This is a genomic window from Microvirga aerophila (assembly GCF_003332305.1).
Classification (GTDB): domain Bacteria; phylum Pseudomonadota; class Alphaproteobacteria; order Rhizobiales; family Beijerinckiaceae; genus Microvirga; species Microvirga aerophila.
Genome location: NZ_QOIO01000018.1, coordinates 74,092 through 94,785 on the forward strand (window position 1 = coordinate 74,092; position 20,694 = coordinate 94,785).

General features: G+C 63.2%; 26 protein-coding genes. 10 read left to right on the top strand and 16 right to left on the bottom strand.

The window, feature by feature from the left end; all coding sequences use genetic code 11:
* Position 1: 1 nt before the first annotated feature.
* The 5 genes from DRB19_RS12010 to DRB19_RS12030 form a co-directional block, all read right to left on the bottom strand.
* Positions 2-2,203, bottom strand: a complete 2,202-nt coding sequence (locus DRB19_RS12010; protein ID WP_114186316.1) for an RNA degradosome polyphosphate kinase — start codon at positions 2,201-2,203, stop codon at positions 2-4.
* Positions 2,204-2,313: 110 nt separating this feature from the next.
* Positions 2,314-3,006 (bottom strand): P-loop NTPase family protein, encoded by a 693-nt coding sequence (locus DRB19_RS12015; RefSeq protein WP_174799948.1) that lies wholly within the window; start codon positions 3,004-3,006, stop codon positions 2,314-2,316.
* Positions 2,999-4,129, bottom strand: a complete 1,131-nt coding sequence (locus tag DRB19_RS12020) for an AI-2E family transporter (RefSeq protein WP_170148920.1) — start codon at positions 4,127-4,129, stop codon at positions 2,999-3,001. Before DRB19_RS12020 ends, DRB19_RS12015 begins: the two co-directional genes overlap by 8 nt.
* 27 nt (positions 4,130-4,156) lie before the next feature.
* Entirely contained in the window at positions 4,157-4,687 is a 531-nt protein-coding gene (locus DRB19_RS12025) for a CDP-alcohol phosphatidyltransferase family protein (protein ID WP_114186276.1), read from the bottom strand.
* Positions 4,688-4,768: 81 nt separating this feature from the next.
* Positions 4,769-5,197 carry a cupin domain-containing protein gene (locus tag DRB19_RS12030; RefSeq protein WP_114186277.1) on the bottom strand — a complete coding sequence of 143 codons (429 nt, stop codon included), beginning with the start codon at positions 5,195-5,197 and terminating at the stop codon, positions 4,769-4,771.
* A gap of 194 nt (positions 5,198-5,391) precedes the next feature.
* Between DRB19_RS12030 and purM the strand changes: the two genes are divergently transcribed.
* Positions 5,392-6,459 (top strand): phosphoribosylformylglycinamidine cyclo-ligase, encoded by a 1,068-nt coding sequence (purM, locus tag DRB19_RS12035; protein ID WP_114186278.1) that lies wholly within the window; start codon positions 5,392-5,394, stop codon positions 6,457-6,459.
* Positions 6,459-7,106, top strand: coding sequence for a phosphoribosylglycinamide formyltransferase (gene purN / locus DRB19_RS12040; protein WP_114186279.1), 648 nt, complete (start codon positions 6,459-6,461; stop codon positions 7,104-7,106). Before purM ends, purN begins: the two co-directional genes overlap by 1 nt.
* 443 nt (positions 7,107-7,549) lie before the next feature.
* On the opposite strand, the gene DRB19_RS12045 is transcribed toward purN, so the two are convergent.
* From DRB19_RS12045 to ndk, 3 genes are all read right to left on the bottom strand, one after another.
* Entirely contained in the window at positions 7,550-7,912 is a 363-nt protein-coding gene (locus DRB19_RS12045) for a hypothetical protein (protein ID WP_114186280.1), read from the bottom strand.
* Between the two features lie 88 nt (positions 7,913-8,000).
* A complete protein-coding gene (locus DRB19_RS12050) occupies positions 8,001-10,154 on the bottom strand; it encodes a molybdopterin-containing oxidoreductase family protein (RefSeq protein WP_114186281.1) in 2,154 nt (717 codons plus the stop codon).
* A 78-nt stretch (positions 10,155-10,232) separates the two neighbouring features.
* A complete protein-coding gene (gene ndk, locus DRB19_RS12055; RefSeq protein WP_114186282.1) occupies positions 10,233-10,655 on the bottom strand; it encodes a nucleoside-diphosphate kinase in 423 nt (140 codons plus the stop codon).
* A 175-nt stretch (positions 10,656-10,830) separates the two neighbouring features.
* On the opposite strand from ndk, the gene DRB19_RS12060 reads away from it, so the two are divergent.
* Positions 10,831-11,064, top strand: a complete 234-nt coding sequence (locus DRB19_RS12060) for a DUF2147 domain-containing protein (protein WP_246690418.1) — start codon at positions 10,831-10,833, stop codon at positions 11,062-11,064.
* Positions 11,061-11,186, top strand: a complete 126-nt coding sequence (locus DRB19_RS31685) for a DUF2147 domain-containing protein (protein ID WP_246690417.1) — start codon at positions 11,061-11,063, stop codon at positions 11,184-11,186. The genes DRB19_RS12060 and DRB19_RS31685 overlap by 4 nt, the downstream gene beginning before the upstream one ends.
* Before the next feature lie 141 nt (positions 11,187-11,327).
* Here DRB19_RS31685 and DRB19_RS12065 read toward each other — a convergent pair whose 3' ends face one another.
* Positions 11,328-12,038, bottom strand: coding sequence for a glutathione S-transferase N-terminal domain-containing protein (locus DRB19_RS12065; RefSeq protein ID WP_114186283.1), 711 nt, complete (start codon positions 12,036-12,038; stop codon positions 11,328-11,330).
* Positions 12,039-12,229: 191 nt separating this feature from the next.
* On the opposite strand from DRB19_RS12065, the gene DRB19_RS12070 reads away from it, so the two are divergent.
* Both DRB19_RS12070 and aac(6') read left to right on the top strand, forming a co-directional pair.
* A complete protein-coding gene (locus DRB19_RS12070; RefSeq protein ID WP_114186284.1) occupies positions 12,230-12,481 on the top strand; it encodes a hypothetical protein in 252 nt (83 codons plus the stop codon).
* A 71-nt stretch (positions 12,482-12,552) separates the two neighbouring features.
* Complete coding sequence (aac(6'), locus tag DRB19_RS12075; RefSeq protein ID WP_114186285.1) at positions 12,553-13,002, top strand: aminoglycoside 6'-N-acetyltransferase; 450 nt, start codon at positions 12,553-12,555, stop codon at positions 13,000-13,002.
* Positions 13,003-13,750: 748 nt separating this feature from the next.
* On the opposite strand, the gene DRB19_RS12080 is transcribed toward aac(6'), so the two are convergent.
* Genes DRB19_RS12080 through DRB19_RS12090 form a run of 3 tightly spaced genes read right to left on the bottom strand, consistent with a single transcriptional unit; the run spans position 13,751 to position 14,843 of the window.
* Complete coding sequence (locus DRB19_RS12080; protein WP_114186286.1) at positions 13,751-14,209, bottom strand: GNAT family N-acetyltransferase; 459 nt, start codon at positions 14,207-14,209, stop codon at positions 13,751-13,753.
* On the bottom strand, positions 14,206-14,391 hold the full coding sequence (locus DRB19_RS12085) for a glutathione binding-like protein (RefSeq protein WP_162815668.1): 186 nt from the start codon (positions 14,389-14,391) through the stop codon (positions 14,206-14,208). The genes DRB19_RS12080 and DRB19_RS12085 overlap by 4 nt, the downstream gene beginning before the upstream one ends.
* Positions 14,337-14,843, bottom strand: coding sequence for a glutathione S-transferase family protein (locus DRB19_RS12090; RefSeq protein WP_162815669.1), 507 nt, complete (start codon positions 14,841-14,843; stop codon positions 14,337-14,339). The genes DRB19_RS12085 and DRB19_RS12090 overlap by 55 nt, the downstream gene beginning before the upstream one ends.
* A gap of 148 nt (positions 14,844-14,991) precedes the next feature.
* Between DRB19_RS12090 and DRB19_RS12095 the strand changes: the two genes are divergently transcribed.
* Positions 14,992-15,402: a DUF4345 domain-containing protein gene (locus tag DRB19_RS12095; protein WP_114186318.1), complete on the top strand. Its 411-nt coding sequence runs from the start codon at positions 14,992-14,994 to the stop codon at positions 15,400-15,402.
* A 64-nt stretch (positions 15,403-15,466) separates the two neighbouring features.
* On the opposite strand, the gene DRB19_RS12100 is transcribed toward DRB19_RS12095, so the two are convergent.
* Entirely contained in the window at positions 15,467-15,967 is a 501-nt protein-coding gene (locus tag DRB19_RS12100) for a GNAT family N-acetyltransferase (RefSeq protein ID WP_162815670.1), read from the bottom strand.
* Positions 15,968-15,969: 2 nt separating this feature from the next.
* On the bottom strand, positions 15,970-17,445 hold the full coding sequence (gene gatB, locus DRB19_RS12105; protein WP_114186289.1) for an Asp-tRNA(Asn)/Glu-tRNA(Gln) amidotransferase subunit GatB: 1,476 nt from the start codon (positions 17,443-17,445) through the stop codon (positions 15,970-15,972).
* A gap of 224 nt (positions 17,446-17,669) precedes the next feature.
* On the opposite strand from gatB, the gene DRB19_RS12110 reads away from it, so the two are divergent.
* Positions 17,670-17,981, top strand: a complete 312-nt coding sequence (locus tag DRB19_RS12110; protein ID WP_147021741.1) for a hypothetical protein — start codon at positions 17,670-17,672, stop codon at positions 17,979-17,981.
* Positions 17,982-18,051: 70 nt separating this feature from the next.
* On the opposite strand, the gene DRB19_RS12115 is transcribed toward DRB19_RS12110, so the two are convergent.
* On the bottom strand, positions 18,052-18,975 hold the full coding sequence (locus DRB19_RS12115; RefSeq protein ID WP_114186291.1) for a DMT family transporter: 924 nt from the start codon (positions 18,973-18,975) through the stop codon (positions 18,052-18,054).
* 135 nt (positions 18,976-19,110) lie between these two features.
* On the opposite strand from DRB19_RS12115, the gene DRB19_RS12120 reads away from it, so the two are divergent.
* Both DRB19_RS12120 and DRB19_RS12125 read left to right on the top strand, forming a co-directional pair.
* Positions 19,111-19,812 carry an ArsR/SmtB family transcription factor gene (locus tag DRB19_RS12120; RefSeq protein WP_373867364.1) on the top strand — a complete coding sequence of 234 codons (702 nt, stop codon included), beginning with the start codon at positions 19,111-19,113 and terminating at the stop codon, positions 19,810-19,812.
* A gap of 53 nt (positions 19,813-19,865) precedes the next feature.
* Positions 19,866-20,414: a hypothetical protein gene (locus tag DRB19_RS12125; protein ID WP_114186292.1), complete on the top strand. Its 549-nt coding sequence runs from the start codon at positions 19,866-19,868 to the stop codon at positions 20,412-20,414.
* Here DRB19_RS12125 and DRB19_RS12130 read toward each other — a convergent pair.
* A complete protein-coding gene (locus tag DRB19_RS12130; RefSeq protein WP_373867365.1) occupies positions 20,411-20,644 on the bottom strand; it encodes a hypothetical protein in 234 nt (77 codons plus the stop codon). The genes DRB19_RS12125 and DRB19_RS12130 overlap by 4 nt on opposite strands.
* Positions 20,645-20,694 lie beyond the last annotated feature (50 nt).

Sequence of the window (20,694 nt, forward strand, 5' to 3'; positions counted from 1 at the left end):
GTCAGCGTTGCCCACGCTTGGGGAGCGCCTTTGGGCTCGATGTCTTGAGAGATTTTCCACGGCCCGACAAACTCGGATTGGTCATGAAATACTTATGAGCGTTGAACGGTTCCTCACCCTTGGCGGGGACGATTCTCCGGCTGGTTCCGTCAGCCAATACCGTCCAGCTCTGCTCGTTGTCGAGCAGGTTCGCCAGCATGATCTGTTCAAGAATCTGTTCATGCACGGTGGGCGTGAGAATCGGCAGAAGCGCCTCGACGCGCCGGTCCAGGTTGCGGGGCATGAGGTCGGCCGACGAGATGTAGACATGCGCCTTCGGGTTCGGCAGGGCCTGCCCGTTGCCGAAGGCGTAGATGCGGGTGTGCTCCAGGAAGCGACCGACGATGGACTTGACCCGGATATTCTCCGACAGACCCGGAATTCCAGGCCGGAGGCAGCAGATGCCGCGCACGATCAGGTCGATCTGCACGCCGGCCGCGCTGGCGTTGTAGAGCGCATCGATGATGACCGGATCGACCAGGGAATTGCATTTGCCCCAAATCGCCGCCGGACGGCCGGCTTTGGCGTGGGCGATCTCCTCCTCTATGTGCTGGATCAGCCGCTTCTTGAGGTTCAGGGGAGAAACCGCCATGCGCTCCAGTTCCGCCGGCTCCGCATAGCCCGTCACGTAGTTGAAGATCCGCGATACGTCCCGCCCGATCACCGGATCGGCTGTGAAGAACGAAAGGTCGGTATAGATGCGGGCCGTGATGGGGTGGTAGTTGCCCGTGCCCGCGTGACAATAGGTGATGAGTTGGCCGCCCTCGCGCCGGACAACCATCGACAGTTTGGCGTGGGTTTTAAGCTCGATGAAGCCGAACACCACCTGGGCGCCGGCGCGCTCCAGATCGCGCGCCCAGCGGATGTTGGCCTCCTCGTCGAACCGCGCCTTGAGCTCCACGAGAGCCGTGACGGATTTACCGGCTTCCGCCGCCTCGGCCAGCGCCGCGACGATGGGAGAATTGGACGAGGTGCGGTAGAGGGTCTGCTTGATCGCCACCACGTTCGGGTCCCGCGCCGCCTGATGCAGGAACTGCACCACCGCGTCGAAGGATTCGTAAGGGTGATGGACGATGATGTCCTTCTGGCGGATCGCAGCGAAACAATCACCGCTATGCTCGCGGATGCGTTCCGGAAAGCGCGGGTTATAGGGCTTGAACTTGAGGTCCGGCCTATCGAGAGCGACGAGCTGGGAGAGATCGCTCAAGCCCATCATGCCCTCGACCACGAAGACCTCGTCGTCGGACACCTCCGACTCCTCCGCCACGAACTGGCGCAGGTCCTCCGGCATCGCCGCCTCGACCTCGAGGCGGATCACCGTGCCGCGACGGCGCTGCTTGAGAGCCGTCTCGAAGAGGCGCACCAGGTCCTCGGCCTCTTCCTCCACTTCGATATCGGAATCGCGGATCACCCGGAAAGCGCCCTGCCCCTGGACGTTGTAGCCAGGAAAAAGCCGCATGGTGTAGAGCGCGATCATCTGCTCGAGAGCGATGAAACGGTTTGCGCCCGTCTCGGCGAAATCGGGCAGGCGGATGAAGCGTTCGGCGCGGGGCGGCAGCCGGATAAGCGCGTTCAGGACCTTTCCGTCGCTCTGTCGCGCCAGTTTGAGCGCGATCGAGGAACCGAGGTTGGGAATGAACGGGAAAGGATGCGCCGGATCGATGGCTAGCGGGGTGAGAACCGGGAAGATGTGGTTGAGGAAGTAGTCCTCGAGCCAGGACGCCTCGGACTTCGTCAGTCCAGGCCCGTCCACGAGGACGATGCCCTCTTCGAGTAGGGCGTCCCGCAATTCGTGCCAGCGCCGCTGCTGGTCGGACGCCAAGAGGGACACAGCCGTCGAAATCTTGGACAGTTGCTCCTGCGGGGTCAGTCCGTCCTGGGAGGGCGCGGCCACGCCCGTGCGGACTTGCCCCTTGAGGCCTGCGACCCGCACCATGAAGAATTCGTCGAGGTTGTCGGCCGAGATCGACAGGAAGCGCAGTTGCTCGAGAAGTGGATGGTTTTTATTCGACGCCTCTTCCAAAACTCGGCGGTTGAACTGGAGCCAGGACAATTCCCGATTGATGAAGCGCTGGGGGAACTGCTTCAGGGCAGCCCCGTCGAGCTCGATATCCGGCGGGGCCTTCGGCAACGGGGCATCGGTGACGATCTCGGCCTCGTCCATCGTCAACGCACCGCGCACATCGTTCTCCGGCACTTTCCGCGGCAGCCGTTTTGCCTTGGATTTCGTGACGGTTTCACGACGGTCGGACGACAGGGTCTCTGGGTCAGATTTCACTCGATCTCATCCGTTTCCTGGGTAGCGCCAAGAAGTTCGGCCGCGATGGCCCGGGACACGCGCCGCCCCCTGCTCAGAGCTTCCTTGTCGAGAAGAGTCACGAGTTCGGACGCTTTGGCCAGCGACCGCTCGATCCGCAGCGCGATATAGTCGACAACGCTGGTGTCGACCACGAGTTGCCGGTCGACGAACAGCTTTACCAGCACGGCCCTCAGCAGGGCGTCGTCCGGCGCATCGATGGAGACGCTCGGCGCGAGCCGCAGCCGCGAGAGAAGGTCCGGCGTTCTCAGGCCCCACGTGTCCGGGGGCGTTTCGCAGGTCACCAGCACCGAGGCCTTCCGCTCCCGGGCGAGGTTGAGCAGATGGAACAGGGCCGCCTCGTCCCGCTCGGCGCGATCCATGTCCTCGATGGCGAGGGCACCATTGGAGACGAGATGCGGGACCTTGTCCTGCGTGACTTCGGCGGCGTCGACCGTCCAGGCATGAGCCGTTTCCGCCCAGATCGACGCGAGATGGCTTTTGCCGCTCCCGCGCGGCCCTCGCAACAGCAGGATCGTATCAGGCCAGCCCGGCCAGCTTTCGATGCACGCATAGGCCTGCTCGTTGGAGGGGCTGACGAGAAAGTCCTCCCGCCCGTAGCGGGGGTCGAGGGGCAGGTCGAAGGCGAGTTGTTTGGGAACCTCACGCATCGACATCGGCCTTCCGCTCAGCCTCGATGTCCATCCGTGCCCCAGGCAGCAGGATCGCCGACTCGCTTCCACGATAGAGCGGGCTCGCCAGATACTGACGCAGCGCAAAGCGCGCGATGACGCCAACGGCGGCGGCAAGCGGCACCGCGAGCAGCAGGCCGACGAAGCCGAAGAGCGCACCGAAGGCCACCAAGGCGAACATGAGCCAAACCGGGTGCAGGCCGACGGAGTCGCCGACGAGTTTGGGCGACAGGATGTTGCCTTCCACGAACTGGCCGAAGATGAAGATGCTCAGCGTTGCGATGATCATGGTCCAGTCCGGCCAGAACTGCACGATGGCTACGCCCATGGACAGGATGAGACCGGTGAGCGAGCCCACATAGGGAATGAAGCTCAGGATGCCCGAGGTCATGCCGATCAAGGCGCCGAAATTGAGCCCAAGGAGGGCGAGGCTCACCGCATAGAAGGTCCCGAGGATGATGCAGACCATGGCCTGTCCTCGGACGAAGCCCGCGATGGCAACATCGATGTCATGGGCGATCGAGCGGATCGTGTCGCGGTGGCGCATGGGCATCCACGAATCGACGGTTCTCACCATGCGGTCCCAGTCGACAAGCATGTAGAAGGCCACGACCGGCGTCACCACAAGCAGGGAGAAGATGCCGATGAGGGCCTGTCCGCCCGACCAGAGACCTTGCAGGAAAGCTGTGATCCAGGCGATACCCTGGCTGATGAGATTGCCGACGGATGGCGGCGCCGCGGGAAGCGACTCCTCGATGCCGAGCTTCCTGACGAGCGGGCCCAGTTGCTCCGCGCCCAGTTCCTGCAGCCTTACCACATAGCCGGGCAGCCTTTCCACGAAGGCCGTCACCTGCTGCGCGGCGAAAGGCACCAGGATCATGAGGGAGATGATGAAGACCAGGACGAACAGGACGAGGATGAGGAGGCTTGCGCCGAGGCGCCCGATGCCGACCTTCTGTAGCCGGTCGGCCAGGGGATCGAGCAGATAAGCCAGCGCAAAGCCCGCCACGAACGGCAGGAGGATGCCGCGCAGGACGAAGAGCAGCAGCACCGCGACGACCAGCGCCGCGACCCAGAATGAAATCTGCCGTTGGATCGTCATGCCGTCTTCACCCCAGAAAACCCCGCATCAGCCCGTCATGTGCCGCAGCCAGCCTCCGAGATAGGCACCGGCGGAAGCGACGGTCAAGGCGGCGACTGTCACCATCGCCACATCTTCGAGCCCCGCAAGGTCGACCCCATAGGCGTTTGCCGCAAGGGCAAAGGCCGCAAAACCGATCTGGGCCCCGGTGTTCAGCTTGCTGACGAGCAGCGGTTTGATGGCCACCCGCCGATCCATCACCCAGGACAACAGAACCGCCGCCACGATCATTGCGTCCCGAGAGACGACCACGATGGCAAGCCAGCTTGGGATCACCCCCACGATCGCCAGGGACACGTAGATCGAGACCAGGAGGGATTTGTCGGCCAGGGGATCGATATAGGACCCCAATTCGCTGCGCATGTCGAAATGCCGGGCGATGAACCCGTCGATCCCGTCCGAAATGCCCGCAATGGCAAACAGCACGAAGGCCGTCCCCCACCGCTCCTGCATGATCATCATGATCACGAACGGAACGAGGATGAGCCGACCGATGGTGATGATGTTCGGAATGGTCATCGGGTCAGATGATGACGGGTCGGCGGGCCGACTGCAATGTTGGCCTCGGTCCATGGGGACAGCGGGGAGGAGCGAACTTCCTCAGCGGTGGACCTGATCGAGCTCCGGAAGAAGCACGACGCTCTCCTGCTCGTTTGGATCGGTTCTGGCGATCACCGCGATGCAGCTCTCGGTTTGGCTGGCATTGTACGGCTGATGGGGAACATTGGCCGGGATATACATGAAATCTCCCGACCTCGCCGAAACATGCTCTTCCAGCCCCTCGCCGAACCACATGCCGGCCTCGCCGCTCAGGACGTAGAGCGCCGTTTCATGGGCCTCGTGCAGATGGGCCTTAGCCTTGGCGCCCGGTGGCATGGTGACGATCTGGAGGTGGATTCCCTTCGCGCCCACGGATTCGGCCGAAATGCCGGGCGCGTAGGAAAGCGCCTGCTTGCCGATGAAATCCGGCCCCGCGCGAACGACCCGGCAGGTCGGCTTGCCGTCTGGAACGGAAGAGGCTGCTGTCATGGGCGTCTCCCAATCCCCGCGGGTTACCGCATCGCCGGCCCCAGGGAAAGCGCAAGGTAGCGGGGTTCGTCGCCGGGTTGCAAGGCCGTGCAATGGGGGCCCGCTTCCCTTGGAAAGGCCCATCAATCTGCAGCAAAGCCCCTTGCCTACGGGTCCCTCTCGCCTTACTGCCCGCGGGGAGACGGGGACCGCCGATGACCGAGAAGCAGCAGAACGGCCTGACCTATGCGCAAGCAGGCGTCGATATCGACGCGGGCAACGCCATGGTCGACCAGATCAAACCCCTGGTGCGCGCCACGCGCCGGCCCGGAGCCGATGCGGAGATCGGCGGGTTCGGCGGCTTGTTCGACCTCAAGGCTGCGGGCTTTACCGACCCCATCCTGGTGGCGGCCAATGACGGCGTCGGCACCAAGGTGAAGATCGCCATCGACACCGGTATCCATGACACGATCGGCATCGACCTCGTGGCCATGTGCGTAAACGACATCATCGTTCAGGGCGCAGAGCCCTTGTTCTTCCTCGACTACTTCGCCACCGGCAAGCTCTCGCCGGAGGTTGGCGTCGCCATCGTCAAAGGCATCGCGGATGGCTGCCGCCAGGCGGGCTGCGCCCTCATCGGCGGCGAGACGGCTGAAATGCCGGGCCTCTACGCCAAGGGCGACTACGATCTTGCGGGCTTCGCGGTCGGCGCGGCCGAGCGCGGAACCCTGCTGCCGAAGGACGTGAAGGCAGGCGACGTGCTCATCGGCCTGCCCTCCTCCGGCGTCCATTCCAACGGCTTTTCCCTGGTGCGCCGCATCGTCGAGCGCTCAGGCCTTGCCTGGGACGCACCGGCTCCGTTTGCGGCAGGCGAGAGCCTCGCCCAGGCCCTTCTGGAGCCAACCCGGATCTACGTGAAGGCGCTCCTCGCCGTGCTGAAGGGGGGCAGCAGGATCAACGCGCTCTGCCACATCACCGGCGGTGGCTTCCCCGACAATATCCCGCGCGTCCTGCCCGACGGCGTCGGCGTGCGCCTCGACCTCGACTCTATCCCGGTTCCGCCGGTATTCGGCTGGCTGGCGCGAACCGGCGGCGTTGCCGAGGCCGAGATGTTGCGCACCTTCAATTGCGGCATAGGCATGATTGTCGTGGCCGATGCCGGCGAGGCCGAGGGCGTCATGCAGCGTCTGCGGGCAGCTGGCGAGAACCCGGTCCGCATCGGCGCGACCATCGCTCATACGGGCGGCGAGCCCGTGCAGACGTCGGGCCGCCTGAAGATCTGATGACCCGCCGCCGCATCGCCATCCTGATTTCCGGGCGCGGATCGAACATGGTCTCGCTCATGGAGGCCGCGCGCGCCCACGATTACCCGGCGGAGATTGCCCTCGTGCTCTCGAACCGCCCCGACGCGGAGGGGCTGGACCGGGCAAGGGACGCGGGAATCGAGGCCTTGGCCATCGACCACAAGGCCTATTCCACCCGCGAGAGCTTCGAGCAGGCTTTGGACGAAGCGCTCCACGCGCGGGACATCGAGTTCATCTGCCTTGCGGGCTTCATGCGGGTGCTGACGAACTGGTTCGTGGAGCGCTGGGCAGGCAGGATGGTCAACATCCACCCTTCCCTCCTGCCCCTGTTTCGGGGCACCCAAACCCACAGGCGGGCCCTGGAGGAAGGCGTCCTAGTTCATGGTTGCACGGTGCATTTCGTGGTGCCTGAGCTCGACGCCGGCCCCATCGTGGCTCAAGCGGTCGTGCCGGTCGTGCCGGACGATACGGAGACCAGCCTGGCGGAAAGGGTTCTGGAGCAGGAACACCTCCTCTATCCGCAGGCGCTTCGGATGATCTGCAGCGGCCGCGCGCGGCTCGATGGCGGACGTGTGATCTTCACGGACAGTTGGGATGCCTCGGCAGCCCTTCTTTCGCCGGTCTAGGACGCTGCTTCGGGCAGGCCGTGCGCCTAGCTCCGTCCTGGCACGACTTTTCCGAACAGCCTGGCAATAAACACCAAGCTTGAGCTGCCCATACACGGAAAAGGGCCGCGCCCAGTTCTTGCTTGAACTGTGTTCGCGGCCCTCTGACTCGAAATTGCCCCTTCGAGTAACGAATCTGTTACTAGCAAAAGAACTAATCAACAAGGGGTAGGAGATCGAACAAGGCTGTTATGTGTCAGTTTAGCACACAGCACCGCTCGCGATCTCTTAACATACCGCAATGTTCAAATGCACTTCCGACCCTATATGAAACGACCCGGCTTCGTTTTAGTGCCCCTTCGAGCCGAACCTTGGAGCGCCCCCTTGTTTCCACAAGAGGGCGCTCTTTTTGTAGGCCGGACCTCGAGTCTGCGACCGCCGGCGCTCCGACACTTTTCGGGACGTTACAGGGTCGGACGCTCGAGCTTGCAGGAATCGATGGCCGCGAGGGCCTTGGCGCGGGCGCTGTCGCTGAAGATCCCTGTGTCGCGATAGGCCTGCACCTCGTCGGCGCTCAAGGCGCGCATGGTCTGGCCCGCATAGCAATCGCATTTCCTGGAAACCGATCCTTCGCTGACGTTCTGGAGCTTGGCCTGCGTAACCGAGCAGGCCTGGCGAACACGTGCCCGAAGCTCACTCGCGCTTGCGGTCTTGAGGGCCGGATCCGGCTGGTACTGGGTCGGCATGTTGGATGCCGCCGCGAAGGCGGCACCTGCGGAGACGGCAATGGCAGCCGCGGCCAACATGGAGCGGAAGGCGAACGTCATCGGAAGACCCCGAGATAATGAAACAATCGGGCCAAAGGACAGGCTTGGCCGTCCAGGGTCAAGCGGGATTCAGAAACAGCCTTAAAACTTACCCAACAACCGGCTCTGTACGCTCACGTTTTGCCGTTGCGACAGGCACGGTTGATGGCTTTGGCTCGGCCTTTTCGAGGGCAACCCGGTTGTCGTGGAAGGCCGCTCCGCCGTAAGGCGCAACCTGATCCGCGCCCGTGAGCGTGTTGATGCCCCGGCCATAGGGATGAGCCGCGTTCGGCCAGATGGATTCGGCGATCAGCACCCCGCGCCGAACACCATCGAAGAGTTGGGCGCGCAGATAGACCTCGCCGCGCTGGTTCTTCAGCTTCACCCAGTCGCCGTCCACGATCCCCTGCGGTTCGGCATCGAGCGGATGGATCATCACCTCGGGCCGCCTCTCCTTGGCCTGGGAGGTGGGGGTCTCGGTGAAGGTCGAATTGAGAAACTGCCGGGCCGGACTGGTGGCGAGGCGGAACGGATGCTCGTGGGTGGTCTCTTCGATGACGGCCCAATGATCGGGCAGCGACGGCATCTCGGCCCAGGGCCCCATGGGGCCGTTGTTGTAGGACGGCACCTTGGTCCAGTCGGGCTTGAAATGGAACTTGCCGTCCGGATAGCCGAATCCATCGAGGAAGTGCGCCTGTTCGAAGGGCGGTTGCGCATCGATATGCACCTGCTCTTCCAGATTCTCGACCGTGCCCCAGTCGGAATTCTGCAAGGTCCAGTCGATGATTTCGCGCGGCGTCATGCCGAAGCCGCGATGCTTCGCGTCCACTCGCTTGGCGATCCCCTGGAGCACCTCGTGGTTGGAGCGGCACTCGCCTGGCGCATCGATGAGCTTGAGCCCGAGCTGGAAGTACTGGTGTCCGCCGCCCTGGTAGAGGTCGTCGTGCTCCATGAACATGGTCGCGGGCAGCACGATGTCGGCCATGAGGGCCGTCTCGGTCATGAATTGCTCGTGGACGCAGACGAACAGGTCCTCACGGGCGAAGCCCCGCTTCACCAGCTCCTGCTCCGGCGCGACGGAGATCGGGTTGGTGTTCTGGATCAGGAGCGCCTTGACGGGAGGGCCGCCATAAAGGGCCTCACGATCACCGGTAAGCACGCGGCCGATCTGAGACTGATCGAGGCTGCGGATCGACCCGTCGGCGTCTTCACGCCCTTCGATCAGCGACTTGTTCCAATGGAAGATCGCGCCGTTGTTGTGGAAGGCGCCTCCGCCCTCATACTGCCAGGCGCCTGTCACGGCCGGGATGGAGGCCGCCGCATGCATGTTGACGACGCCGTTGCGCTGGCGTCCGAACCCGTATCCGAGGCGGAAGAAGGTGCGCTTGGTCTCGCCCACCAGCTTGGCGAATTCCTCGATCTGCCCGACTGTCAAACCCGTGATCGACGCGGCCCAGGCCGGGTCGCGGGTGCGCAGATGAGCCTCCAGCTCGCGGGGATGGTCGGTGTAGCGCTTGAGATAGTCCCAATCCGCGTAGCCGTCGCGGAAGAGCACGTGCATGACCGCACAGGCGAGCGCCCCGTCGGTGCCGGGACGGACGAGAAGCGCCATGTCGGCCTGCTTCATGGTGGCGTTCATGTAGATGTCGACGGCCACGATCTTGGCCCCGCGCTCCTTGCGGGCCTTCATGGCGTGGGTCATCACGTTGACCTGGGTGTGAACCGGGTTCGTGCCCCAGATCACGACGCAGTCCGACACCGCCATCTCGCGCGGATCGACTCCGGCCAGCTTGCCGGTGCCTCCCACATAGCCCGTCCAGGCCATGGCGGTGCAGATGGTGGAGTATTGACCGGAATAATTCTTCGCGTGGCGCAGACGGTTGATGCCGTCGCGCATCACGAGGCCCATCGTGCCGGCATAATAGTAAGGCCAGACGGATTCCGATCCGAAATCGCGCTCGGCTTCCAGGAACTTGCGGGCGACGATGTCCAGCGCCTCGTCCCAGGAGATACGCTCGAACTGGCCGGAGCCCTTCGGGCCAGTGCGCTTCAGGGGATGGAGCAGCCGGTCTGGGTGGTGGATCCGCTCGGCATAGCGCGCCACCTTCGCGCAGATGACGCCAGCCGTGTAGCGGTTGGTCTGCGCCCCATGCACACGCCCGATGGTGCGCCCGTCGATGACCTCGACCTTCAGCGAGCAGGCCGAAGGGCAATCATGCGGGCAGACGGAGGGGCGATGTTCGATGCGTGGGGCTTGATTCATGGCGGGCGGATGATGCGGGAAAGCCCGGAAAATGAAAAGGCCGCCCGAAGGCGGCCTCGTCAGAAAGCCTGTGGCGCTTTAGCCCACGATCTCGTTGCCCGCAAAGAACTGGGCAATCTCGATCTTGGCGTTGTCCTGGCTGTCGGAGCCGTGAACCGAGTTCTCGCCGATCGACTTGGCGTAGAGCTTGCGGATCGTGCCCTCGGCGGCGCTCTCCGGGTTGGTGGCGCCCATGACCTCGCGGTAGCGGACCACGGCGTTGTCGCCTTCGAGAACCTGCACGACCACCGGGCCGGAGATCATGAAGTCGACGAGCTCGCCGAAGAAGGGGCGCTCCTTGTGGACTGCATAGAAAGTCTCGGCCTCGCGGCGGTTCATGAGAACGCGCTTCTGCGCCACGATGCGCAGGCCGGCTTTCTCGATGACCGCATTGATGGCGCCGGTCAGGTTCCGCTCGGTCGCGTCGGGCTTGATGATGGAGAAGGTACGCTCGGTGGCCATGACAACTCACTTTTGAGGAGAAAAAATTTCGGGAGTGCGGCGCTTATAGCGGCGCTGCCCCCTGCCCTCAAGCGCCTTTTGGCGGCTTCGCAGGGTCAAGCTTGGAAAGGCCAAGCTGCTCCCCTAGTCTCAATGAGGATCGATCCACCGAAGATCGACCTTTAGGGAGTCGACCATGAAATCAACCATCCTCGCCGCGTTTGGCCTTCTGCTGCTCATCGGGGCCGCCCAAGCGCAAGCCTCCGACCCCAGCGGCACATATTTGAGCGAAACCGGCGAGACCCGGGTGCGGGTCGCCAAATGCGGGTCGACCTTTTGCGGCACCATCGTGGCGATCCAGGGCGAGGCCAAGGACGTGAACAATCCGGATGGGGGAAGCGCGGGCGCAGCCTCGTGGGCGTCCAGATGATCTCGAACATCCAGCCCGCCGGTGATGGCTTCACCGGGCAGCTCTATAACTACAAGGATGGGAAGACGTATAACGGCAAAATGAGCTTCAAGGACGGCAACGCCATGCAGCTCTCGGGCTGAGTCCTCGGCGGTCTCATCTGCCGGTCGCAGACCTGGACGAAGGTGAGATAGCTCTGCAGTGGAATTTACGCCTGTCATTCCGGCTCGCAGAGCCGCCGCGGAATGACAGGCGTCTTTCAGAATACGGATCGAGGCTTGATGTCAGCGCGCGCGCTGGCCGAACAGAACCGCCTGGACGGCCGGGTCCTGCATGTCGCCGTTGTTGCGCACCTCGGAGCTGACCTTGAGACCCCTTTGCACGGCGGGACGCGCCAGCATGGTATCGAGCCAGCGCTTCACGTTCGGGAAGTCCCCGATGTTCTGGCCCTGGCGCTCCCAGAGCTTCGCCCAACCGACAATCGACATATCGGCGATGGAATACTCACCTGCGACGAATTCCCGGTCCTCAAGACGCCTGTTCAGGACGCCGTAGAGCCGGTTCGCCTCGTTGGTGTAGCGGTTGATCGCATAGGGCACCTGCTCGGGCGCATAGATGCGGAAATGGTGCGTCTGACCGAGCATGGGCCCGAAGCCGCCCATCTGCCAGAACAGCCACTGCTCCACCTCGACGCGCTTGCGTTCGTCCTGTGGGTAGAACTGTCCGGTCTTGCGCCCGAGATATTGCAGGATCGCGCCGGACTCGAAAACCGAGATCGGCTGGCCATCCGGCCCGTCGGGATCGACGATGGCCGGCATTCTGTTGTTCGGAGAGATCGCCAGAAACTCGGGCTTGAACTGCTCGCCCTTGCCGATGTTCACCGGGTGCACCGTGTAAGGCGTACCCGTTTCCTCAAGCATGATGGAAATCTTCCATCCGTTCGGAGTGGGCCAGTAGTAGAGATCAATCGGTTTTTGCTCGGCGAGAACCGCCATGGCGTTCCACTCCTCGGTTTCACAAGATGCCAGCTTGTGACCTTAGGGCACAAGATCGGGCCGGATACTATCATCCGCGACGAAAATCCGTGGAAAGAAAAAACCTGCCCCCGGACAGTCTTGCATGTTTCATTGTTTCATATGAGATCATGCATGCGCCCCAATAAACAGGGCACCCAAGGGGGATTTCAATGACGCACCGCATCCTGAGCGCCACGCTCGTCGCCGCTATGGCTCTTTCCTTCACCATGTCCATGGAGGCTTCGGCCCAGACCCAACCCAAGAAGGAGCCGACCGCTGCCCAGATGGCCGCCCGTGAGCGCATGAGCAAGTGCAGCGCCGAATGGAAGGAAGCCAAGGCCGGCGGCCAGATGGAGCCCGGCACCAAGTGGCCGAAGTTCTGGAGCGCCTGCAATTCGCGCCTGAAGGGCAAGAACGTCTAAGTTCGGATCTTGCGGCCATTGCTTCCCGGTGCGGTTGGTGGAATTCCAAGCCGGTGAACGACGGAGGCTGCATGCGGATCGAGCAGTGCACGCGAGAGTCGCTGGAGGATTGGATTATCCTCCGGCAGGACTTGTGGCCGGACACCTCGGCGCAAGAGCATCGGGTCGAGGCGGAAGCGCAGATCGAGCATCCCGAGCAGACCGTCGCCTATCTTGCCGTAACGTCAGATGGCGTGGCCGCGGGATTTGCCGAAGCGGCGCTGCGCCACGATTACGTGAATGGCTGCACCACATCCCCGGTTGCCTTCCTCGAAGGGATCTATGTGCGCCCAGAGCGTCGAAACCGTAGCGTCGCCCGCCTGCTCGTTCAGGCGGTCGGGAACTGGGCGATCCGGCTTGGATGCTCCGAATTCGCGTCGGACGTGGAACTCCACAATCTCGGCTCCCAGCAAATGCATGTCGCGCTCGGATTCGAGGAAACGGAACGGGTCGTCTATTACCGAAAGCGGCTCAAGACTTAAAATTACTCAGATCCAGTGACTGGAATACGCCTAAAGCTTCTTCCCGAAACCCGCATGGCTGAGGGCAAAGTGGCTTTTCGCCGTCAAGTTCTGCTTCATTCACAAACGGGCGAAAAAGCCCAAGCACCTTCACTTAGCCTACCTGCGGATCCGTCGGAAAAGCGCTCGCCCTTTGCAGCGCAGGACCTTTGGGCAACTGCCCTGCTCACCGCTTCATCTTCGTAATCGAGCGGCTTGTTGTCGCGTCGAGACACGACCATAGCCGTAACTAGGGGAAAGGCATCAATCACATGCTGTTCACCATCCGAGCCCATTGCGGCTGTAGAGGCTGGCCAGAAGTAGTCTTGTGTGAGTGTCACACGGAATTCTCCCCCATCATCCGCCATGGATGGCGATGATCTTTCGACTGGGGCGCAAGCGACCAGCAACATCAGAGGCGCGGCGATAGATACGGGCTTAGACACTCAAGACTCCTTCTGAGCGCACCCCAGCGCAGAGATGATACTTACAACCCACTGGGATGAAGTAGCGTTACTTTGTCCAGAACACCTTCTTTATGGGCTCATGTCCAAAGGTTCAGCTGATAGTTCCGGGGATAGTGGGCCGACCCGACGCATTCGCTGTTATGTTCGGACCTGTCGCGGTCATCCCAATCGGACGTGGACAATAGATCGAGGTCGCCGGCATAAGGCCGGTGACGGCAACGGAACACGGAACAAGGGTCTTCGCCGTACGTTCGGGGAGCGCCTCAAAGCTTCTTCTTGAAGCCTTCGTGGCTGCGGGCATAGCCCAGCCGCTCATAGAACCGGTGCGCATTCCCACGGGACTTGTTGGATGACAGTTCCAGCATGGCCGCGCCCCTCTGGCGGGCCCGCTGCTCCGCGAAACCCATCATGGTCGCGCCGATCCCGAGGGATCGCCGGGCAGCCTTCACCTTCACGCTTTCCACCTTCACACGCAGGGCCCCTCGGCCGGTGAGATTCGGAATGAAGGTGAGTTGGAAGGTGCCCACCACCTCGCCGTCGCTCAAAGCCACATAGAGTTCGCTCTCCGAGCTCTGCGAGATCGCCGCGAAAGCCGCCTCGTAGGCGGGCTGGCTTTCCGGCGTCCAGGCATCGCCATGAGACCCAAGCTCGTCCTCTTCATGAAGACGGATGATGCTCTCGAGGTCGCCGGCCCGGGCCTCCCTGATCAGAAGTTCGCTCATGCGGCCTCGCGGGACTCGCGCGGCAGGAAGCCCGGCGCATTGAACCCGGGCAGCGCCTCCACGCGCTTCATCCAGGCGGACAGGTTGGCGTAGGGACCGAGGTCGATTCCGGCCTCGCCCGCATAGGCTACGACGCCATAGATGTCGATATCGGCGATGGTGAGCCCTCCCCGACCAGCCAATCGCGTCCGGCCAGATGGGCGTCGAGCACCTTCAGGGCTGCCTGCCCTCCCTTGGTGCAATCCTCAAGCACCTCCGGCGGGGCCTGACGGATGCCGAGCTTGATGGTGCGGGCGCGATAGATCGGGGCTGCCAGGCGGTCGAAGTCCCAGTAGAGCCACTCGCGCGCCTGCAGCCGCTCGTCGAGGGTAGAGCCTCCGAACTTGCCGAGGGTATCGGAGAGGTATTCCAGGATCGCCGCGGACTGGCACAGATGACGCCCGTTCGACTTGTCGATCAGGAGAGGCACCTGCCCATAGCGCTGCCTTGCCATATGGGCGGGTTGCTTGTGCGCGCCCGCCATCATGTCGAGGTGCACATAATCGAATGCCTCTCCGGCGAGCGAAAGCATCAGGCCGACCTTGTAGGTCGGACCCGAGAAGGTAATTCCATGAAGCTCGAAACGTGTGGGCATAGGGCAAACCTGTGATCGAGTTGAACGACGGGAACCTAGCGCATCGTGCGGAGAAGGGACCCGGGTTTTCGGCCAGAACGATGCTCTAGCCGATTGATTCACGAGTCGGAAGGACCAGAATCTCAGGCCAGGAGGCATCATGGCCAGCATCGATCGTGAGCGAAAGCTCCTGCAGCAGACAGTGGCCCTCGCGGCCATCGTTCCGGCCGCCATAGGTCTTTATGGAGTTCTCTTCGGGCAGGCGTTGACCGGAGACGCCGTCAGCATCTCGGCCGAGAGCCATTTTCGCTTCCTGTCCGGCCTCCTGCTCGGCATCGGCATCTGCTTCTGGAGCACCGTGCCGGGGATCGAGGAGAAGACAAACCGCTTCCGGATCCTGACGCTCCTCATCGTGATCGGAGGACTCTCGCGTCTCCTGGGCCTCGTCTTCACGGGCCTGCCCTCCCTGTTCATGATCGGAGGGCTCGCGATGGAGCTCATCGTCACGCCGGTCCTATGCCTGTGGCAAACGAGGATTGCGAACCGGTACGCGGAACGATTTGGCGTCGCGGAGCCCTGAGGGCACGGAAACCCCAGGCCAGTCCAGGGTTTAAGCTCACCCCCGCAAGGCAGCCTGCGCCAGATCAGAGATCCTTCTCGAAGCGATACTCCACGGAGTGGGAAATATCGTCGAGTTCCCGCTTTTCCTCGGCCCGGTTGTAGCCGAGACGTTGGTAGAGCCCGTGGGCTGCGGAGAAACGAGAATCGGACCAAAGGACGATGCGCGTTGCTCCATGGAGGCGCGCGTGACGTTCGACCTTGCGAACCAGCGATCCGCCGAGGCCTTTGCCGCGCTGGTCGGGCCGGACGTAGAGCCGATGCAGTTCGGCCGTACCGAGCTCGGGAAAGCTCACCGCCACGCAGGCGCACACGCGGCCGCGCTCGTCCTCGGCAACCCAGAAAGCTTCGTTCGTCTCGCCGAAGGAGGACCCGGGCGTACGCAGATCAGGCAGATCGTCGTGGGGATCGATGAAGCAGCCGGGGTAATCGGCGAAACACAGGGCCAGGAGGCCGAAGAGATCCTGCGCGTCCCGGTCGGTGGCGGGACGCAGGCCGAGGATCTCCTCGGCTTCGAGGAGCGCCACGATCACTCGATCCCGAGCTTGGCCTTGAGAAGCTCATTCACCGCCTGCGGATTGGCCTTGCCGCCGGTCTGCTTCATGACCTGACCGACGAACCAGCCGAGCAGCGTGGGCTTGGCCTTCGCCTGCTCCACCTTGTCGGGGTTCGCGGCGATGATCTCGTCCACAGCCTTCTCGATGGCCCCCGTATCGGTCACCTGCTTCATGCCCCGGGTCTCGACGATATCGCGCGGATCGCCGCCTTCGGTGAACACGATGTCGAACAGGTCCTTGGCGATCTTGCCCGAGATCACACCCTCGCCGATGAGGTCGATGACTGCGCCGAGCTGGGCGGCCGTGACCAGCGAGGAGCCGATGTCCTTGCCGTCGCGGTTGAGGCGGCCGAACAGCTCGTTGATGATCCAGTTCGCCGCGGCCTTGCCGTCGCGACCCTTGGCGACTTCCTCATAGAAGTCCGCAGACGCGCGTTCGGCCACGAGCACGCCCGCGTCGTAGGACTGGATGCCGTACTGGGCGATGAAGCGGGCCTTCTTCTCGTCCGGCAGCTCCGGAAGGTGCTGGGCGAGATCGTCCACGTAAGGCTGGTCGAATTCGAGCGGCAGGAGGTCCGGATCAGGGAAGTAGCGGTAGTCGTGGGCCTCTTCCTTTGAGCGCATGGAGCGGGTCTCGCCCCGGCCCGGATCGAACAGACGGGTTTCCTGGTCGATGGTGCCGCCGTCCTCGATAATGCCGATCTGGCGGCGCGCCTCGACCTCGATGGCCTGTCCGATGAAGCGGATCGAGTTGACGTTCTTGATCTCGCAGCGGGTGCCAAGCGGATCGCCGGGGCGGCGGACGGATACGTTCACGTCGGCCCGGAGGTTGCCCTTCTCCATGTCACCGTCGCAGGTGCCGAGATAGCGCAGGATCGTGCGCAGCTTGGTCACATAGGCCCGCGCCTCGTCGGAGGAGCGCAGGTCCGGCTTCGAGACGATTTCCATCAGGGCCACGCCGGACCGGTTCAGGTCCACGAAGCTGTTGGTCGGATGCAGGTCGTGGATCGACTTGCCCGCATCCTGCTCCAGGTGCAGGCGCTCGATGCCGACCGTGATCGTCTCGCCGGTCTCCGGCACGTCCACGATCACCTGCCCCTCGCCCACGATCGGGCTCTTGTACTGGCTGATCTGGTAGCCCTGCGGCAGGTCCGGGTAGAAATAGTTCTTCCGGTCGAAGGTGCTCCTGAGGTTGATCTGGGCCTTGAGACCCAGGCCCGTGCGGATGGCCTGGCGCACGCATTCCTCGTTGATCACGGGCAGCATGCCGGGCATGGCCGCGTCCACCAGGGAAACGTGGCTGTTCGGCTCGCCGCCGAAGGCCGTGGAGGCGCCGGAAAACAGCTTCGCCTGGCTGGTCACCTGGGCATGGATCTCCATGCCGATGACGATTTCCCAATCGCCTGTCGCGCCTTTGATGATCTTCTTGGGATTGACCGGAGCGTTCATGAGGTCTCGCGCCTTTGAATGTCGACGTTTCCCGCCCGGAGTAAGAGCCACAGGCCACCCGGGTCAACCCCCTTTGGACCTGAACGGGTGTTCAGGTTTCCTAACGCTTGGTTAAGATCATTTATCATTAGTGCACAGATAATTACAAGAAATGGCCAAGCTCCTATGAAACCCTATCCTGCATCGAGCGTTGTCCGGGTGGTAAAACGGTCAAGGAGTTTGAAATGGCTATGGATCCCATCGATCGCGAACCCAACGTCTACAATCGCGAAACGACTACCAACGTTGTTGACCGAGACGGACGTGGTTCCAACACGCTTGCTTATCTGATCGGCGGCCTTGTTATCGCCCTCGGTCTGCTCGCCTTCCTGTTCTATGATGGCGACAACAACGACGTGAGCACCACCGGAAGCACCGGTACGCAGACGGAGTCGTCGACGGGTGCTGGTTCCGCCGGCTCGGGCGCTGGTTCGACCACTGCCCCTTCGACGCCGACCACCCCGGCTCCTGCTTCGCCGGCTGCGCCGAAGCCGTAAGTTCGCGTACCGCGTAGAAGTACCTGCGTATGGGTCTGACCCTAGGGTCAGACCCATTTTCTTTGGCCGGTCAGGCGGCTCCCAGGGCGGGCTTGGAGCGCCTCGGCGGGATCGTCATGAGGGCCACGCCGACAAGGATGCAAACCAAGCCGATCCAAGCTGTGGCGGTGAGCCTTTCACCGAGAAAGTAGGCCCCGATTGCGACGCCGATCGGCGCGCGCAGATAGGCCTGCGCCGTCGCGCCGACGGACCCGAGCGTGCGGATGAGGCGGAAATAGATCACGAAAGCTACCGCCGTCGAGAAGAGTGCGAGACCTGCGAGGCCCAGCAGCGAGCTGGTCGAAGGCTCCAGCAGCCAAGGCCGGTCGACCACGAGACTGACGGGAATCAGAAGCGCTGCTCCGGCGATTACCGACCCAGCGGCCGGCACCATGGGATCGAGGCCCTTGAAGTTCTTGCCGAAAATAGCCGCGCCTGCATAGCAGATGGTTGCCAGCACCACGGCAAGCTGCGCGACCAGCTCCTGTCCCACATGGCTGAAGGCCTGTGAGCCGACGATCGCGCATGTGCCGGCGAGCCCGATGAGGACTCCTGCCATCTTGTGAGCGCTCGTGGCCTCGTGCCGCGACCACATGATGGTGATCAGGAACGTGAACACTGGCGTCATCGAATTGAGGATGACGGCCAATCCGGCGTAGACGGAGGTCTCGGCCCAGGCGATCAACGTGAACGGAATGGCGCTGTTGAGGCAGGCCTGAACGGTAAACCGTCGCCATGTGCCCGCGTCGCGGGGCATCCGGATTCCCCGGAGGCGCAGGATGAGCAGCAGCACGGCTCCGGCCAGAATGGTGCGGCCCGCGATCAGCGTCACCGGCGGGATCGTCTCGATTCCGAGCTTGATGAACGTGTAGGACGCGCCCCAGAGGGTCGCCAAAATCGCGAGCAGTGCGAGCTCGACGGGATGGTTTGGGTGGTCCGAGGGCTTTGTCCCCATGGCAGGTGTCCTGTTTGGTCTGTTTCGATCGCCGGAACCTGACACGGCTGGCCGTATCCGTCGTCCAGGAACGCTTCGGCGACGGCCGAAGTGTTTCCGGCTGACCGGTCGGCTGGACCGGCCTATGATGCGCCCATGGCACCCATGATCTCAGGCATTACACTTGCGGAAATCGCCGCGCTGATCGGCGATGTGGCGCGCGCCAACATGCTGTCCGCCCTGATGGACGGGCGGGCGCTCACGGCAAGCGAGCTTGCCTGGCACAGCGGCGTCAGCCCCCAGACCGCGAGCGGGCATCTGGCGAAACTCAGCGAAGCCAACCTGGTCGCCGTGACGCGACAGGGCCGCCACCGGTATTACCGGTTAGCGAGTCCGGAAGTGGCCCAGGCGATCGAGACGCTGATGGCGGTCGCCTCCTTCGGGCCGAAGCGGCATCGGCCGGCTGGCCCGAAGGACGAGGCTCTTCGCAACGCCCGCACCTGTTACGATCATCTGGCGGGGCGGCTCGGGATCGCCATTGCGGATTCTTTGACCGCGAACGGATACATCGTCCTGTCCGAGAGCGCCGGCGCGCTGACCGATGAGGGCCATCGCTTCGTCTGCTCGCTTGGCATCGATCTCACGCCCGAACGTGGGAACAGCCGCGCCGTCTGTCGGACATGCCTGGATTGGAGCGAGCGCCGCCCTCACCTCGCCGGACGACTGGGGGCGGCCCTGTGCACCCGCATGTTCGATCTGGGTTGGGTGGAGCGCATCAAGGACAGTCGCGCCCTGGCGGTGACGGCCACGGGACGCCAGGGTTTGCGGGAAGCCTTCGGCATCGAGGAACCAAGCTGAGGCTTGGCCATTACGCTCAGGCAAGTTCGCAACGGAACAAGAGGAGCGTCGAGATGGCCGGCAAGGCAAGCTTCACCCCCGAGGAATGGGCCCGCGTCGCCGCAAGTCCCATGGTGGTCAGCATGGCGATCACGGCCGCCGAGCCAAGCGGTTTGTGGAGCCTTCTGAAGGAATCCATGGCCGGCGGATGGGCGTTGCTGGAAGCCAAGCAGAGCGCGCAGGCTAATCCCCTAGTCAAAGCAGTCGCCGACGATATCGGCGACCCAACGACACGGGACGCGGTCCGGGATTCGTTCTCGGGCAAGTTCAAGGGCAGCCAATTCGCCGACGTGAAGCAGAAGGCCATGGATGAGCTGCGCGCTGTCTCGGGCATTCTAGACGCGAAAGCACCTGAGGACGCGGCGGCTTTCAAATCCTGGCTTCAACAGGTTGCCCAGAAGGCCGCGGAAGCGGGCACGGAAGGCGGCTTCCTTGGGTTTGGCGGCGTTGCGGTGAGCGACAAGGAGAAGGCCACCCTGCAGGAGATCGCCACGGCGCTTGCATCATCGGCAAGCCCAACTGCCATCCCCTCCGGCCCTGCGGCCGGCATTGCCGAAACCTAGCGCTTCGCCATGCGGCGGGCGGCATAGGCTCCGCCCGCCCAAAGAAGGGCAGCGATGACGCGAACGGGGAACAGGGTCGGCGCCTGTGCGCTGACGGGTGCGATCCACGGCAGCCCGATTCCCGTGATCGCCCAGGACACCAGAACCGAAGCTCCAAGCGCCGCGATGGCCGCGATGAACACCTTGCCGAGCTGATCCGCCTTCCAACCGAGCCAAACCGCAACCGCGATGAGAACCGGATCGAACGCCGCGAGGAGCCAAACCGCGAGAGGAACGGACG